Source organism: Leptolinea tardivitalis (genome assembly GCF_001050275.1).
Classification (GTDB): domain Bacteria; phylum Chloroflexota; class Anaerolineae; order Anaerolineales; family Anaerolineaceae; genus Leptolinea; species Leptolinea tardivitalis.
In genome coordinates this window covers 237282-254299 of sequence record NZ_BBYA01000009.1, presented here as the reverse complement: position 1 = coordinate 254299, position 17018 = coordinate 237282, and the positions used below count along the sequence as shown (strand labels likewise).

15 protein-coding genes are annotated in these 17018 nt (G+C 51.0%); 6 read left to right on the top strand and 9 right to left on the bottom strand.

Annotated elements, in window-relative coordinates; all coding sequences use genetic code 11:
• Positions 1-277 precede the first annotated feature (277 nt).
• The 5 genes from LTAR_RS08480 to LTAR_RS08460 all read left to right on the top strand — a co-directional run bounded on the left by LTAR_RS08480 (position 278) and on the right by LTAR_RS08460 (position 7853).
• Positions 278-967 carry a Crp/Fnr family transcriptional regulator gene (locus tag LTAR_RS08480; RefSeq protein ID WP_158423416.1) on the top strand — a complete coding sequence of 230 codons (690 nt, stop codon included), beginning with the start codon at positions 278-280 and terminating at the stop codon, positions 965-967.
• A 136-nt stretch (positions 968-1103) separates the two neighbouring features.
• Entirely contained in the window at positions 1104-2252 is a 1149-nt protein-coding gene (locus tag LTAR_RS08475) for a pyridoxal-phosphate-dependent aminotransferase family protein (RefSeq protein WP_062421767.1), read from the top strand.
• A gap of 142 nt (positions 2253-2394) precedes the next feature.
• On the top strand, positions 2395-4908 hold the full coding sequence (locus tag LTAR_RS08470) for a 2-oxoacid:acceptor oxidoreductase family protein (protein ID WP_062421766.1): 2514 nt from the start codon (positions 2395-2397) through the stop codon (positions 4906-4908).
• Between the two features lie 26 nt (positions 4909-4934).
• Positions 4935-6983: an acetate--CoA ligase family protein gene (locus tag LTAR_RS08465; protein ID WP_062421765.1), complete on the top strand. Its 2049-nt coding sequence runs from the start codon at positions 4935-4937 to the stop codon at positions 6981-6983.
• Between the two features lie 159 nt (positions 6984-7142).
• Positions 7143-7853 carry a B3/B4 domain-containing protein gene (locus LTAR_RS08460; protein WP_062421764.1) on the top strand — a complete coding sequence of 237 codons (711 nt, stop codon included), beginning with the start codon at positions 7143-7145 and terminating at the stop codon, positions 7851-7853.
• Positions 7854-7921: 68 nt separating this feature from the next.
• On the opposite strand, the gene LTAR_RS08455 is transcribed toward LTAR_RS08460, so the two are convergent.
• Complete coding sequence (locus LTAR_RS08455; protein WP_062421763.1) at positions 7922-8368, bottom strand: nitroreductase/quinone reductase family protein; 447 nt, start codon at positions 8366-8368, stop codon at positions 7922-7924.
• A gap of 148 nt (positions 8369-8516) precedes the next feature.
• On the opposite strand from LTAR_RS08455, the gene LTAR_RS08450 reads away from it, so the two are divergent.
• The gene (locus LTAR_RS08450) at positions 8517-8855 is read left to right on the top strand and encodes a YegP family protein (protein WP_062421762.1); all 339 of its coding nucleotides are present in this window, start codon (positions 8517-8519) and stop codon (positions 8853-8855) included.
• Positions 8856-9018: 163 nt separating this feature from the next.
• Here the strand turns inward: LTAR_RS08450 and LTAR_RS08445 are convergent, their stop codons facing one another.
• The 8 genes from LTAR_RS08445 to LTAR_RS08405 all read right to left on the bottom strand — a co-directional run bounded on the left by LTAR_RS08445 (position 9019) and on the right by LTAR_RS08405 (position 16941).
• The gene (locus tag LTAR_RS08445; protein WP_062422002.1) at positions 9019-10182 is read right to left on the bottom strand and encodes an aldo/keto reductase; all 1164 of its coding nucleotides are present in this window, start codon (positions 10180-10182) and stop codon (positions 9019-9021) included.
• Positions 10182-11351, bottom strand: a complete 1170-nt coding sequence (larC, locus tag LTAR_RS08440; RefSeq protein ID WP_062421761.1) for a nickel pincer cofactor biosynthesis protein LarC — start codon at positions 11349-11351, stop codon at positions 10182-10184. The genes LTAR_RS08445 and larC overlap by 1 nt, the downstream gene beginning before the upstream one ends.
• Positions 11348-12181, bottom strand: coding sequence for an ATP-dependent sacrificial sulfur transferase LarE (larE, locus tag LTAR_RS08435; protein WP_062421760.1), 834 nt, complete (start codon positions 12179-12181; stop codon positions 11348-11350). Before larE ends, larC begins: the two co-directional genes overlap by 4 nt.
• Position 12182: 1 nt before the next feature.
• Positions 12183-12938 carry a nickel pincer cofactor biosynthesis protein LarB gene (larB, locus tag LTAR_RS08430; RefSeq protein WP_062421759.1) on the bottom strand — a complete coding sequence of 252 codons (756 nt, stop codon included), beginning with the start codon at positions 12936-12938 and terminating at the stop codon, positions 12183-12185.
• 114 nt (positions 12939-13052) lie between these two features.
• Positions 13053-14048, bottom strand: coding sequence for an aldo/keto reductase (locus LTAR_RS08425; protein ID WP_062421758.1), 996 nt, complete (start codon positions 14046-14048; stop codon positions 13053-13055).
• Positions 14049-14069: 21 nt separating this feature from the next.
• A complete protein-coding gene (locus LTAR_RS08420; RefSeq protein ID WP_062421757.1) occupies positions 14070-14474 on the bottom strand; it encodes a MerR family transcriptional regulator in 405 nt (134 codons plus the stop codon).
• A gap of 296 nt (positions 14475-14770) precedes the next feature.
• On the bottom strand, positions 14771-15757 hold the full coding sequence (locus LTAR_RS08410) for a VOC family protein (protein WP_062421755.1): 987 nt from the start codon (positions 15755-15757) through the stop codon (positions 14771-14773).
• A 29-nt stretch (positions 15758-15786) separates the two neighbouring features.
• A complete protein-coding gene (locus tag LTAR_RS08405; protein ID WP_062421754.1) occupies positions 15787-16941 on the bottom strand; it encodes a Gfo/Idh/MocA family protein in 1155 nt (384 codons plus the stop codon).
• Positions 16942-17018: the final 77 nt, after the last annotated feature.

Below are 17018 nucleotides of genomic sequence, written 5' to 3'. Positions count from 1 at the left end.
TTTAAACAAAGTCACCGTCATATTCGGCAAAGTGCAGAAGAAGCAGGCGGAGATCAGCCTCAATCGCGTACCATAATCCACACCGCTGCTTCTTACCTGCAAAAGATCATTCTTGTTTTTCAATGTTCACTTTTATTACTCAAAAGCGTGGGCTCCCACCTTCAGTTTATCCATATTCGGGCGCAATGTAATCACTCAACTCCTTTTCGTTATATAAAAGGAAGGCAGGAAAGGGGGTTGTTGCATTTCTCCGGTTTGTACGATAATGGAAACAATTATGTTCTACCAACTCCCCATTTTCGAAAATCTGTGCCCATCCTGGGAAAAGGTACTTCATCTTGGAGTGCGCGAGGCCTTCCCCAAAGGCAGCCGTATCTTTTTTACAGAAGAGCTCATCAATGGCCTGTACTATATTGTGGACGGTTCCATTGAAATTAACCTGCATACCGTTCATGGCCCTGAGAAGGTGCTGTTCATTGTAGGCCGGGGCTGCATTTTCGGTGAAGTATCCTGTTTCATCGGGGGTGACGCGGAAGAAGCCAGCGCGAAAACCCGGTCAGACAGTGTCTTATATTATTTCAAGAAAGAAACCATTGAACAGGTCATTGCCGTCCAGTACCCTGCCCTTATGCTCGAACTAGTACAGACAGTTTCGTACAAGGCCCGCATGTTTACTGAATTACTGACCGATGAACTCGTCAGCAATCAGTTCACCCGAGTCTGTAAAATGATCGTCTATCTGGTGCGCTTTAAAGAGATTCATATCGAAAGCGGACAGAAATCTGTCAGCTTTCAACCGGGAATGACCCAGGATGACATTGCCCGCCTGATGGGTGTTCACCGGGTGACGGTGACCAAAGCGGTCAGTCAATTAAAAGAGATGGGCATTATCCGTCAATTTTCCAAAAACAAGCTGGAAATCACCAACTTTCCCGAACTGATCCGGTTGGTGGAACAGCCTGAATAATTTGTATAAAAAACAGTTTAATCTGCAATAATGTAGTCATAACTACATTATTGCCCGTTTTGATTCATTAATATTAATGAGGAAACAATTTTCCTCTTTTTGTTTTACCTGTAAATCAATCCTGAAGGAATTCCCCATGACCCAACATATTAAGCTTTTCACTCCCGGTCCCGGTGATGTTGATGACGATGTTCTGGATGCTCTAAGCCTCCCTGTTATGCGCCACTATGGTCCTGATTGGATGCCCGTGCATGTTGAGATGGATGAGCTGCTTCACAGACTCTTCCAGACGAAAAATGACATGTATGTGGTTCCCGGGCCGGCTTCGGCTGTGCTCGATATGGCCATCGGCAGTGTTGTAGCCCCGGGTAAGAAAATCATCATTGGAACAAATGGCTTCTTTGGAGACCGCCTGGTCGAAATTTCACAGGCCCATCGTCTCGAAATCATCCCCTTTAAAGCAGCCTGGGGGAAGCCGCTTGATCCCAACCTTCTGGAATCATTAATAAAGGAAAACCCCGATACAGTAGCCTTCGCCATGGTCCATCATGAGACATCCACGACTGTCCTAAATCCTTTGAAAGATTTGATGGCTGTTGCCCGGAAGGCTGGTCTTGTGACCATTGTGGATACGGTCTCGTCGCTGGCTGGAGTGGATATTCCGGTGGATGATTGGGGAATTGATATCTGCGTATGCGGCGCCAATAAATGCATTGAAGCTGCACCGGGGATTGGTTTCATCAGTGTCAGTCCGCATGCCTGGACCGTTATAGACAGCCATGATGCACCGGGATGCTGGTACCTTGACCTCAAACTCTGGCGGCATTACATCCAGGAATGGGGCGCCTGGCATCCATCACCGGTTACCCTTCCAACCAATGTTATTCTGGCTGCTCGAACAGCCATCAAGAAAATATTTGAGCGTGGTGTAGAAGCACATTATGCCCGCTATGCCACTGCCAGCCGGTCCATGCGCAAAGGTTTGACCAATCTCGGCTTTGAGATGCTTGTTCCTGAGGCTTATGCCTCTCCCATAGCCACAGCGGTGAAAGCCCGGCCGGAATTCACCCTTGATGAATTGACCAAATGGCTGATGGATGAACATCAAATTGCCATTGGCGGCGGTCTCGGTGAATTGACTGGCAAAGTTATCCGGGTGGGTCATCTGGGTAAAGCAGCCGAACGTGAATACATGCTGCAATTCCTCTTCTCAGTAGAAGAATTCCTTCGCATGAAAAAAATCCCTGTTCAACCAGGTGGAGGTGTGGCCGGTATGTTTGAATAGACTGTCCACATTTCAAGGAAAATGACATCAAGTTTTTTTGAAGATTTCTTAAAAGTCAACCTGGGGCCGGGCATTGCCGCGATTCCGGGTTTTTCTTTTCAAACTATTTTTACTTTTCATCAACCAATCAGGAGTGAAACGAATGGGTGAATCAATACGTGCATTGTGTGAAGCTCCCGCTGGAAAAACCGAAATCCTTCAGGGGAATATCGCCTTTGCCGTCGGTTGTGTACGCGGCGGTGTTCATGCGGCTGACGGTTATCCGGGCACGCCCAGCAGCGAGGTGATTGACCGGGGTCTGTCACAGGTACAAGACATGATCCATGTGAACTGGTCTGTCAATGAAGCAGTAGCTTCGGCTGTTGGCATGGGGCATTCCCTGGCCGGACGCGACTGCGTGGTCACCATGAAGATTCCCGGTCTGTTTCAGGCTGGCGATATTTTTACCAGTGGAGCCCCCTTTGCCAAAGAACGTGGTGCGTTGGTGTATTACATTGCCAGTGATTTCACACCGAGTTCCACACAGCATGTCATTGATCCACGCTACCTGTTCAAATCATGCTTTGTTCCGGTTTTTGAACCGCGCAACCATCAGGAATTACACGAATCGGCTGCCATTGCCGTGGAAATCGGACGTCAATATAAAACACAGGTGGTCATTTTCCCCAATGGCAACCTGTGCCACAGCGAAGGCTTGATCCACCTGATGGAACCGGTTCGCCGTGATCCTGTGGTTATGCCGGAGAGCCTCAAAGAATTCAATGTGTTCCCCGGTTTTGCCCGCAAGAATTTTGATATCTCGATGCACGAACGCATGCCCGCCTTGCAGGCTATGGTAGAAAGCAGCCCGCTAAATTACTGGGAAAAAGGTTCTGGAAAAATGGGCGTGATCACCGCCGGTATAAGCGACATGTATGTGCATGAGGTCAAGAACGCGCTCGGGTTAGATTTTGATATCCTTTCACTGGCCTTCACCAATCCACTGCCCATGGACCTGATTACGGAGTTCTACAACTCTATTGACGGCGACGTTTATGTGATAGAAGACGGCTACCGATTTATCCAGGAGGCCATGCAGCAAGCCGGACTTCATCCCATTGGGAAAGAAGAATACAGCACCCTCACCGAATGGTCTCCAGCCCTGATCGCCGAGAAATTGGGCAAACCGGTCACTCATAAGAAGGTGGAAACCCAGCCTATCTCACGCCCCCCATCACTTTGCGCCGGCTGCCCGTACCGGTTGTTTGCCAACGAGATGGCGCTTTTAAAGAAGAAGAAACTGGTCGAAGTGGTCTTTGGCGATATCGGCTGCAACGGTCTGCTGTATTTCATGAACGCCATGGATACGGGACTGGCCATGGGAGCCAGCGAAGGTCAGCGTATTGGATATGTGATGGATCTTCCTGAAAAAGCATCCCGCTGTATCACTGTAGTGGGAGACAGCACCGAATGTCATACCGGCATGGCCGGAACCCGCAATGCTGTTTACCGCAATGTGCCCGGTGTGAAGGTTATTCTGGATAATTCCTGGACGGGAATGACCGGCGCTCAACCCACCCCAACATCTCCGACTAATCTCGCCGGAGAACCCATGCGCTTCAGCCTGCCTGCCAGTCTGCGGGCACATGGAGCGAATGTGATTGAAGTGGGTGCCTATGAAAAGAACAATCTGCGCACTGCCCTAAAGACCGCGCTTGAAGAAGCCGCCAAAGGCACCTATACCACCATCGTGGTGCAAAACGGAAGCTGCATCCAGATGGCCAAACCCAGTTCACAGCGGGTTTACGTGGATCCCGAGGTCTGCAAGAAATGCGGCGCCTGCCTGATCTGCCCCGGTATCGAAGCCGGTCCAGATGGAGTTCCGGTAGTCAACAATCTGTGCACCGGCTGCGGTGGGATGACCCCCGCCTGTGTGCAAACCTGCCCGACTCACGTGCTGCATCCGATTGACCTGAAAGACCTTAAACGAAAATCTATGCCCGAGTATCCGGTACCCTCAGACATCGCTCCGTTTGATATCACTGGCATTAAACGACCGGAACGGCTATCCCTCTCCATCCGCGGGGTGGGCGGTCAGGGAAATCTTTTCTTCGGGCATGTACTCACACAACTGGCATTTCTGGCAGGTTACGACAAAGAGAATATTATTAAAGGTGAAACCCACGGTATGGCTCAAATGGGCGGACCGGTGATCAGCACCTTCGCCTGCGGAAAAACATCCAGCCCGCTGTTCCTGCCCGGAACCACTGACTGCCTGATCGTCATGGAAAAGAGTGAAGTGCTGCGGCCTGATTTTCTATCCCTGTTAAAGCCGGGTGGTACGGTACTGCTGGCGGATACCTGCATTTTGCCTCTGGGATTCCCGAAAGAACAATACCCATCTGATGACCAGATCATGGAAAACCTGAAAGGATACCGCACCATCAAAGTGGATGTGCTGGGCAAGGCACTGGAACTGGGCGACCAGACCGGCCGAATCGCCAATGTGGTGATGATGGGAGTACTCAGTGTTGTGGCGCCATTTGATGCCTTCCCCGAAACAATGTGGGTGCAGGCACTCAAACAGGTCAATGCCAAACCAGCAGTCTGGGCGGCCAATACGGCGGCCTTCCATGCCGGCCGTGAACTGGCGGCGGCAGGCAAAATTACTGCCTGAAATACACGTCAACCCGGAGGAAATCCATGCTGAAAAATCTTCTTGAGCCGAAGAGTATTGCCGTGATTGGCGCCAGTGAAGATGTATCCAAACCTGGCGGTCGGTTGACCAAAAATATATTGACCAAGGGATTTAATGGCAACCTGTATCTGGTCAATCCAAAAGGCGGAATGATCCAGGGCGTTAAGGCCTATCCATCCATACCGGAATTGCCCGAAGCTCCCGATCTGGCATTGATCGGTGTACCGGCCAAATTTGTGCGTGCCTCCCTGGAAGAACTGGCAGCCATCGGCAGCAAAATTGTTGTGGTGCTCAGTGCCGGTTTTGGTGAGCTTGGACCGGAAGGCAAAAAAGAAGAAAAACTCCTGGCAGAAATCGCCACGAAACACGGCATTCTATTGTTAGGCCCCAATTGTTCTGGAATCATGACCTATGCGCATGCCAGTAAATTTACAGGAGCGGCCTTTAATCTGGTGCGCGGCGGCATTGATTTCATCAGCGGTTCGGGTGCCACAGTTGACTTCCTGGCTGAACATGCCATGCGCAGAGGTTTAACTTTTAATTCCTTCCTGACCGTGGGAAATTCCGCCCAGAGCGGCGTCCCCGATATTATGGAAATTTATGATGACGGTTACGGACCTGATAGTTCAAAAATCATGATCACCTATCAGGAAAGTATCGTCAATCCGCAAAAATTCCTGAAAGCGGCACGCAGCCTGAATAAAAAAGGCTGTCTGGTGGCCGGGATCAAAGCCGGAACAACCCAGGCTGGAAGCCGTGCGGCTGCCAGTCATACCGGGGCAATGGCCACCAATGATACAGCCGTGCAGGCCTTGTTCGATAAAGCGGGGGTGATTCGCGTAAGTTCCCGCATGGAACTGGTGGATGTGGCCATGATCCTTCAATGTGTGAAGGGTCGCACTGATGGAAAGCGCATTGCCATTGTGACCGACGCGGGCGGGCCCGGTGTGATGCTGGCTGACGAGCTCAACCGGCAGGGTTTTGAAGTCCCCCCTTACAACGAGCGCATCCGTCAGCGGCTGGCCGAAGTCCTTCCGCCGGGCGCCGGGCTAAATAACCCGGCTGACTGCCTGCCCTCCATCAATGGACCTGTCATGGAAAAAGTGTTGAACATCCTGATGGAAGAGGTCAAGGATGATTATGACTTCATCGTCTTTATGATGGGTGATTCCGGGCTTTCGGATAACTGGGAGATTTACAGGGTATTGGATGATGCCATGCACAAAAGCCCGATCCCGATCATTCCATCAATGGTTTCGGTGCTTTCATCAGAAGTTCCACTGCGAAAATTCCGCGAGGTGGGAGGCTGCTATTTTGAAGACGAAGTCTACCTGGCGCGCGCCCTCAGCCGGGTGGTCAATCGTCCTAAGATTTACGAACCGGAAAGCGGTGCGGTCGGATATGACCGGGTAAAAATTTCTCATCTGATGGATGACCAGCATGGAGCATTGACTCCCCAGGTGACCCGTGAAGTATTGCAGGCAGCCGGAGTTCGTTTCCCCGGTCAGATCGAATTGACAGACAAAGCCGGATTGAAAAATGTACCCTTCGCCTTTCCCTGGGTATTGAAGGTCATGGGTCCATTGCATAAAAGCGATGTGGGTGGAGTCCGGGTAAACATCAACAACCTGTCAGACGCGGAAAAGACCTGGGACGAATTGATGAAGATCAAAGACGCCTCCGGCGTGCTTGTGCAGCAGATGGTCAAGGGAACCGAGGTGATTATCGGTGCCAACCGAGAGGAAGGATACGGTCATCTGGTGGCATTCGGCCTGGGCGGCATATATACCGAAGCTCTCAAGGATGTGCAGTTTGCCCTGGCCCCACTGGGAAAAGAGGAGGCCGGACGAATGATTCAGTCCATCCGTTCGCTTGCGCTGCTCAAAGGAGTGCGCGGAGAACCGGGTATGGATCTTGAAACATTGCAGGATATTCTCGTCCGCATCGGCCTGCTGGTGACGGACTTCCCATCAATCCGGGAACTGGATTTGAATCCGGTAAAGGGGTACGGGAAAGATATTTTCACCGTGGATGCCCGCATCATAGTAGATTGATTCCGTTATTTCCCTCTTTGTAAAGAGAGGAATAACGGTTTCCGGTAACACGTGAAAAAATCACTCTCCGCCCCAGGGATAACCGGCCTATCGGAAATATCCACAGGTGATTGAACCTGTATTACCATTGAGACCATTCTAATTTTATTGAGGTTGACCATGACCAAACATTATTCCATTTCCCAAGAGGTATTCGACAAATTTCCCGGCTTCTGCCGGGGTGTGGTCGTGGCCATCGGACTGACCAATGGAGCTGCTCCGGCGGATCTGACGGCTGCTCTGCGTGAAGCAGAAGCCGCCCTCCCGTCCATACTGAATATAGACACCATCCTGGAAAACCCAAAAATTTCCAACTGGCGTGAAGCATACCGCTCCATTGGTATAAAACCGACGGAATTCCGCCCCTCGGTGGAAGCCCTGGCTCGCCGGGTGCTGCGCGGCGAGTCGCTGCCTTCCATCAGTACACTGGTGGATATCGGCTCTCTTGTCACCATCCGTCACCTTCTCCCCACCGGTGCCCATGCCATCGACCACCTCAAGGGCGATATCGAACTACGCTTTGCCAATGGTAATGAGACCTTCGAACCTTTCGGCACCGACATCGTGGAACATCCCGCTCCGGGTGAAATCATTTTTACAGATGGCGATATTGTGATGACCCGCCGCTGGACGTGGCGCCAGGCCAAACACAGTCTGGTGGTACCCGAGACCACGGCTGTTGAAGTCAACCTGGACGGGCTGCCGCCCTTCACACAGACTGATGTAGAAACAATCTGCGCCGAGGTGGCCGGATTGTTGGAGAAGTACTGCGGCGGTACATCCCGCTTTGAGGTGCTGACCAAAGATCATCCGGTGATGGATCTGATCTAATCTTTATTGATCCAGAACTTTTTTATAGATTCTGTATACCCATCGCCTGGTAATCGTGCCGGGCACGATTATTTCAGCGTGACCCGAATCATCACCACATGATCAACCGCCCGGCTGATTTCGTCCATTCGCGGATTCCCGGCTTCATCAAAGGTGACGTTGTAGTATTGGGCATCACGGCGGACCACGTTAAGGTGCTCCACCAGCATATTTGCCATCAGTTCCTTATCATCAGCAACCAGATCCGCCCAACCGGAATAATCCTTCCCGCGAATCCGCAAGCGAACCGGTGCCCCACCGATCAGGTTTTTCGACCACCTGCCGTCTGTAAAAATAATCACCTGGTTGCCCTTTTGTGAATAACTGACCGGAGTGGAATAGGTTTTTCCGCTTTTTCGTCCGGTAAAAGTGATCACCGTGATAGTCTCGCTGACCATCCCATGCAGCGGGGAACGCAGAATGAATTTCATCGCCGCATTAACGTACGGCGGAATGACCGCTTTATTATCTGACATGTGCATTTCCTCCTGATGCGGATCATTGTAGGTGGAATGGATTTGGATGTCAACAAAAAATCATGGGGAATTTGGTATAAATTTAGATTTTCGTTTATATTTATTAAAAGGAATTTTGAAAGTTCACAACCTGTGTCGGAGGATAATAATGGCTGGGAAATTTGTCGTCACAAAAACAAAAAGCGGTAAGTTCATGTTCAACCTGAAAGCCGGGAACGGTCAGATTATTTTGACCAGCGAACAGTACAATGAAAAAGCCAGCGCCCTGCACGGCATCGAATCAGTAAAGAAGAATGCCGTCGTGGATGCCCATTATGAGAAAAAAGAATCCAAGAACAAGGAACCGTTTTTCGTATTGAAAGCCGGAAACGGGGAGATCATCGGCACCAGTGAAATGTATTCTTCTGTATCTGGAATGGAAAACGGCATCCAGTCGGTAAAGACGAATGCCCCTGATGCCACAGTGGACGACCAGACAGCGGGATAAAAAGATTTGTGATAAAGTCAGAAAACGGGATCGAGATGATCCCGTTTTTGTTTACTGGAAAAAAAGACAATTTTCAAGGTGCCACCATAGTCTTTGTCACATAAAGAAGAAACAAAGAGGAGGGACCGGTAGACCGATCCCTCCCCGTTATTATCACTAATTCTTACACTGACTTCACATACTCACGGCCCAGTCCAAGCACTTCCCCCACCACCGGCATCCAGGTGCTGATGGCAATCTTCTGCGGACATTTCGACAGGCATTCATCGCATTGGATACACTGTTCCGCCTTGTTTTCATCCGGAATCCAGTATTTGTATTCATTGCGGCTGTCTGCCAGCGCGTCAAACATCAATGCCTTATTGTAGGCGTCGAAATTGCGTGGAATATTCACCCCGTTGGGGCACGGCAGGCAGTATTCGCAGCGTGTGCACGGAATGGGACTCAGTCCATTAACCACATCGCACACCTTCATGATCAGTTCGTTGTCGGCGGCGGTCAATGTGCCGATACCCGAGCGTTCCGCCGAGGCGATGTTTTGTTCGACCTGTTCCAGGGTGCTCATACCGCTCAATACCACCGAGACCTCCGGCTGGTTCCACAACCATTGCAAAGCCCAGTCCGCCGGACTGGCCTTGCGCGAAGCAGAAGCCCACAGCGGGCGGGTGGCGGGTAGATCCATGGCGAGTTTGCCTCCCAGCAGAGGTTCCATGATTACCACACCCAGCCCCTTACTGGCGGCATACTTCAAGCCTTCGGTACCGGCCTGTACCGTGGTGTCCATATAGTTGTACTGTATCTGGCAGAAATCCCATTTATCGTAATAATCCACGATCTGCTTGAAGGTTCGCAGATTATCGTGGAAGGAAAAACCCAGCCGGCGGATGCGTCCGTCTGCTCTGGCGGCTTCAGCGCGTTTGATGACATCGTGTTTTAATACTCGATCCATCCACGAACCGCGGTTAAGGGCATGCAGCAGGTACAGATCCACATGATCGGTTTGCAGGCGGGTCAACTGCTCATCCAGCAAACGGTCAAAGTCTCCCGGTTCATTAATCAGCCACACGGGTGACTTGGTGGCCACGCGGACTTTATTCCGCAGGCCGCCGGAAAGCGCCTTGCCCAGGGCTGGTTCGCTCATCCCGCCGTGGTATCCCCATGCAGTATCAAAATAATTTACACCGGCTTCATAGGCGCGGTGGATCATGACGTTGACTTTATCCTGGTCAATATTCTCAGCTTTTCCGTCTTTGATGGGAAGACGCATACAGCCAAACCCGAGGGCGGAAGGCTGCCAGTCTATCTTGCCAAATTTCCGATATTGCATCATTTTCCTTCTCCTTCCAGTGTGTGTTGAGCGGATCGATAGATTTCCGCCAGGCTCACATTATTCTCGTTTGCCAGGCGTACACATTCGTCATATTCAGGAACCGATTGAATGACTTTCCCGTTGAGCACTTTCAGTTTGACAGTCAGTTTTCCGTATTCGGTCTGGATCTGTTTGAAATCCCGCAGGGCTTCATGCCGTCCAATAGGCAGGGAACGCAGCCCCAGAGTGGTCGTCTCCCTCAGGATTAGCTCGGTGAGAGCGGCTTCGTCGCGCCGGTAGGCAATCACCCCCATCAGGGTGCCGGGACGATTCTTCTTCATCTGGATGGGTGTCAGATAAACATCTTTTGCTCCGGCAGCAAAAAGTTTCTCCATTATGTAGCCGTAAAATTGCGGATTCATATCGTCAATGTTGGTTTCAAGCTGCACCATTTCACCGGTCTCTGCTTCAGATGTTTCACCAACCATCAGACGCAAAATGTTGGGCCACGGCAGGTCACGTTTACCGGCTCCAATGCCGGTACCGGTAACAGTCATCGCCGGACGGTCAAAAGTGGCCAGCGCGCCCAGAATCGCGGCGCCGGTGGGCGTCACCAGTTCCACGTCGGCCGTTGAAGGTGACAGTGGAGCTTTCACCATGCGCAGCACCTCCAGCGTGGCCGGTGCCGGCAGGGGAATCAGTCCGTGGTCACATTGCACGGTTCCCGATCCGTACGGCAGGGGTGACGCATACAGCCGCTCAATTCCCAGCGCTTCCAACCCGATGGCCGCTCCGGTGACATCGGCGATTGAATCCAACGCGCCAACCTCGTGGAAATGGATATGCTCCACCGGCTCACCATGCACCCGGGCTTCAGCTTCCGCCACCAGGGTGAAAACCTGTGATGCCGTCTCCTTGACCCGGTCTGATAGCTGGCTGTCGGAGATGATTGCAAGAATATCATTCAGGTGCCGGTGAGTATGGCTGTGCGGCACAATCACTTCAAGGTTGGTGGCACGCATGGCACCTTTATGAGTTTCGGTCACCTTGAGCTCCACCTTTTCAGGCAAGTTAAGTTTATCGATACCACTCTGCAATACATCCAGCGGCAGGCCGGCATCCAGCAGGGCGGCCAGGAACATGTCTCCACTGATGCCAGAGAAACAGTCTGCATAGGCAATCTTCATTCAAGCACCTCGTTCAGGCTTCCCCGGCGGTATCCGGTCAGGTCAACAGCCGCATAGTGGAAACCGAGTGATTTAAACATATCAGAAATTGATTCATGCATGGAACCCAATCTTTCTATCTCTTCAGACAAGACTTCCAGTCGTGCCATATCGCCATAATGTCGTACCCGGATGGAATGGAAACCCAGTTCACTGAGATACCGCTCTCCCTCCGCCACCTGACGGAGTCCTTCACGAGTGACCGGTGACCCATACGGGAAACGGGTTGCCAGGCAGGGGGCGCTCGGCCGGTTCCAGATGGGTAGTTCCAACGCTCTGGCCATCGTGCGGATTTCTTCCTTGGTGAAACCCAGGTCAAGCAGCGGACTCTTTGCACCCGTTTCCAGCACCGCCCGCATGCCGGGGCGGTAATCTCCCCGATCATCAGCGTTCGATCCTTCCACCAGCACAGTAAAACCTTTTTGATTTGCCAGTTCCTGCAGCCGCTGGAACCGTGCCCGCTTGCAGATGTAGCAGCGGTCAGGCGGATTGGCGGCAAAGGCAGGATTATCCAGGTCGTCATGATCCACTACCAGCCACGGAAAGCCAACCAATTCCGCCAGTTCCCGCGCAGATGTCACATCCCCCGCCGATTCCACCGGTGAGCTGACGGTCACGGCGAGCATCCGGCTTCCCAACGCCCTCCAGGCGGCGGCGCATAACAGACCGCTATCCACCCCGCCGGAAAAAGCGACTACCGCACTTCCCCATTGCCGAAAAGGTGCAAGAAGCATCTCCCAGCGAAATTTGAGTTCAGGGGACAGGTTTGTTCCGAGTTCTGAAAAATTCATGTCACTGGCCTGACTGGTTGATACGGCTGGCCAGCACGGCTGCCCCAAAACCATTATCAATATTGACCACACCCACACCTGCCGCGCAGGAATTGAGCATGGTCAGCAGAGGTGCAAGGCCGTTGAAACTGGCGCCGTACCCCACACTGGTCGGCACGGCAATGACCGGAACCGAAACCAGCCCGCCGATCACACTGGGCAGGGCACCGTCCATTCCGGCAACAACAATGATGACCCGTGCGCGCCACAGGTTTTCCACCTGACCGAGCAGGCGGTGGATGCCTGCCACGCCTACATCGTACATCCGTTCAACCGAATTGTTCATCAGTTCGGCGGTTACAGCCGCTTCTTCCGCCACAGGCATATCGGCTGTACCGGCCGTCACCACCAGAATGCCGGGAATCTTCTCAATCGGTTTTGAGCGGTCCAACACCAGCAGACGTGGTAAAGATTTGTAGACGACATCCGGCATTTCAGTACAGACGATATCTGCCATGGCCTGATCAACTCGAGTCACCAGCACTTTATCGCTGTGTTCAGCCAGGCGACATACAATGGCCGCCACCTGCTCCGGTTGCTTGCCCTGCCCGAGCACCACTTCGGGAAATCCGTTACGTAGTGTGCGGTGATGGTCAAGTTGGGCAAATCCATCCAGATTCTCGTATGGCAGACGGCGCAATTGCTCAAGGGCAGCATCCACATCTATCTGACCTGATTTGACCTGTTCCAACAATTGTTTTAGTTTTTCTATTTCCATTTATCGATACATTTTTCTACCATATTATCCGTCCGCCTTGTAAGGTGGTAGAGCCAGATTCAGGTCATTTTTTCAACAAAATGGTATTAACCAATCCAATACATAGACTGGCATTTAGATATTGGTCAACCTCTCCATAGCTTCCGGATAGCGATCTCCCATCACTTTGATCTGCGCGGCTGCACGGTCAATTTCGATCAGGTCGTCTGCTGTCAATTCAATTGCGGCGGCACCGATATTCTCATCCAGGCGTTCCAGTTTACGGGTGCCGGGAATGGGTACGATCCATGGCTTTTGCGCCAGCAGCCAGGCCAGGGCAATCTGTGCCGGCGTGGCATTCTTCTTTTCAGCAAATCTGGAAAGCATATCCACAACTGCCTGGTTGGCTTTGCGGGCTTCCAGTGTGAAGCGCGGAAGCGAGTTGCGGAGATCTCCATTCTCAAATGTTGTTTTTTCATTGATTTTACCGGTCAGAAACCCCCTGCCCAACGGGCTGAAAGGAACAAATCCAATTCCCAGCTCTTCAAGAGTGGGCAGAATTTCTGCTTCCGGGCGGCGCCAGAAGACCGAATATTCACTCTGTACAGCCGTCACCGGCTGCTCAGCATGGGCCCGGCGAATGGTCTGGGCACTGGCTTCTGACAGACCAAAATGTTTGACCTTGCCTTCTTTAATCAGATCTCTCACCGTACCTGCCACATCTTCAATAGGCACATGGGGGTCAACCCGATGCTGGTAAAACAGATCAATGGCCTCAACACGCAGACGTTTGAGCGAGGCTTCGCACACCTCCCGGATGTGTTCCGGCCGGCTGTCAACACCAGTCCACCGGGATCCACCGGTAGGATCTAATTTGAAACCGAACTTGGTGGCAATCACCACCTTTCCTTTGAAGGGAGCCAGGGCTTCACCTAACAGTTCTTCATTGGTGAATGGACCGTAGACCTCTGCCGTATCAAAGAAAGTCACACCTCGTTCCACAGCCTTGTGCAGGAACGTGATCATCTCCGATTTTTCAGGAAACGGAGGAAACGAGAACGTCATCCCCATACAGCCCAATCCAAGGGCAGATACTTCCAATCCACTGCTGCCTAAATTTCTTTTTTGCATTTCCAGTCTCCTGCTTCCTGATTATTCCGCGATTGCTTCTTTTACAATTTTGCGATTCATGGCTTTTTCTTTTTTTAATACAGCTTCATCATAAAGGTTGATTTTGTAGTCCAACACATTCAAAGTTTGCTGCATTTCCTCCATCCGGGTAACCAGCAGTCTCCGCTGCTCCTGCAGGATGGCTTTTCGTTCCTCGATGGTTGAATCACCCTGTTCCACCAGACCGATGTAATCAATGAGCACATCGATGGGTAGACCCGCACGCCGCATGCATTTGATGAATTCGATCCGCTGCAAGTCTGCTTCGTCGTAATCACGGATGCCGTTTTCTTTGCGGTTTACGGTTGAAATCAGTCCGATGCGCTCGTAATAGCGAAGTGTATCTGGTGACAGACCATATTTTTCACTTACTTCCGCTATTTTCATTTGTTCACCTCTGACTTATAGTCTAGCACCTGGAGTTAACTCCAGGTCAAGTGTTTTCGTCTATTTTTTCAAAATTCCCCTGGATTTTTCCCCTTCATGCCATCCCAGGAGCCTCCGTCCTACCGGCAGATGGCAAAATTTCTGCATTTTCAGGGGGATATCTTAAATCTTTTTCAGCCTCATATGGGCCGCATATCAATACCTACCCCCTTATCCAACCTATCCATCAGCATACAGACAACACAAAAATGAAAATAGGCGGGGAATAACCTCGCCTATTTCAGTCAACAGGTTTGTTATTTCTTCGGGTACACGTAATCTGGTGCGCCAATCTTGCCGCCGTTGCCATATTCCAGAATCATCTGCAAGTATGGATCGGTGCTCATGTAATAATGGCTGTCATCATCAATCCAGCCGGTTTGCATCACTTTAACACCATAGGGTGCCAACCGTTTTTGTTCCCGGGCAATTTCGTCATCCGGGCAGACATCTTTGATGTGATGGAAGCCGGAGCCGTTCTTTTTCAGGAAATCCCAGTAGATGTTTTTTCCTTTCACCGGTTGGATTAATTCGAGCTCCATGTCATTCACCCAGGTCACTGCACAAATAAATTCAAACCCGTCGGTGACATGTTCCCCGTTCACATAGAAATTGCGTACTTTTTGGGGTGTAAAGTGACGTACGTCCCAACCGGTGATATCCAGGTATTTTGCATAATTATCCATGGCTTTCTTAACATCATCCACCACCACAGCCAGTTGCCGGATGTTTAACCTGTGATCGACGGGTGGTGTGGCATTTTCCGCCGGGTATACCGTATCTGGCTTGCCAATCTTCCCGCCATTCCCCAGTTCGACCACCACACCAAGTTCTTTGAGGGAATCAACATAGTAATGCACATCATTGTCAATCCAGCCGGTCTGTGTGACTTTCAATCCCCTGGACTCCAGCTCATTGACATAGGCTTTCAGTTCATCATCATCCGGAATCACAATTTTGAAATGGTGCAGGCCGGGACCCTGCTTTCTTAATTGATCCCAGTAGATCACCGGACCGGCAATGGGTTGTATCAATTCAAATTCCACCTTCCCAACCCAGCAGACGGCGCAGATAAAATCAAAACCTTCCGTCACATGCTTCCCGCCAATATACAGGTCTCGCACAGTTTCAGGGGTGAAATGCCGCACGTCCCAGGGTCCGATACCAAATTTTTCCCAGTAGTCCTTCATGGCGGATTCGACGTCATTAACCACCACGCAAATCTGCTTGATATCACCTTTCATCTATCTTTCCTTTTCTACCAATATTAGTGCTACAGAACTTTTACCCACTGGCCTGTTTTGGCGCTTTTTACGATGGCATCGCAAAGCACAACTTCACGGAAACCAGCTTCGAACGTGGGGAACCTGGGTTTGGCAGTCATATCTCCTGCCAGGATATAGTCGTAGACCTCGCGGAACAGGTGTTTGGAAGCATCGGCAAATCCTTCATTATGGCCTCCCGGATATGCGGCAATTTCTCTGGCTTCAGGGTACATGAGAGATGGATCTCGCATGATCACTTCGTTCCCCCGGTCGCGGTGACCTACGGTCAACTCATTGGGCGTTTCCGAATTCCAGATGAGGGAGCATTTGGAACCATTAATTTCAAAATAAACACGGTTTTTGTGGCCGGCCGCCATCTGATTGACGGTGAAAACCCCTTTGGTTCCATTTTTAAACCGCAGCATCACGGTAGCATAATCTTCTGTATCAATGGGCACTTCCTGATAGTCTTCATTGGTCAGCAATTTTCCTGACCAGGTCTCCACGGGTTTCAGCGGTTTTTTCCGCGTTTTGTGGAAGGTTTCAAAGTCAGCCATCACCTCGTTGATTTCCTGTCCGGTGACATACTCGATCAGGTCCAGCCAGTGGGAGCCAATATCACCAATGGCACGGGTTGGCCCGCTGATCTTTGATTCAAGCCGCCAGCTGTAATCGGTATCCTTGAACAGCCAGTCTTGCAGATAGGAACCGGTCAGGGCATAAATCCGTCCGACATCGTCTCTGTGGATCATTTCACGGGCATGACGGATCAACGGATAGTAGCGTACATTAAAATGCACGGCGTTGACTAATTTTTTCTCACGGGCAATCGCCAGTAAATCGTCGGCCTCTGTGCGGGTAAGCGTAAGGGGTTTTTCACAAAGGCAATGCTTGCCGGCGAGCAGGGTATCGCGTGCCATCGCATAATGCATGGAATTCGGGCTGCATATATGCACCACATCAATATCGGGATTTTTCAACAGGTCACGGTAATCATCATAGACCAGTGGAATATCATACTTTGCAGCCTTTTCTCTGGCTGTTTCCATATCTTTTTCCACCAGGGCGATCACATCGGCTTTGAAACTTCTGCGGGCATTCTCTATGTGGATCGGTCCAATAAAGCCCGTACCAATAACACCGACTTTCAATTTTTTATCCATATATCTTCCTTTCCACAACAAATAAGAATCAGGTTGGTTGAAACAATAAAATCCTGCACAACAAAAGGATGGATGAG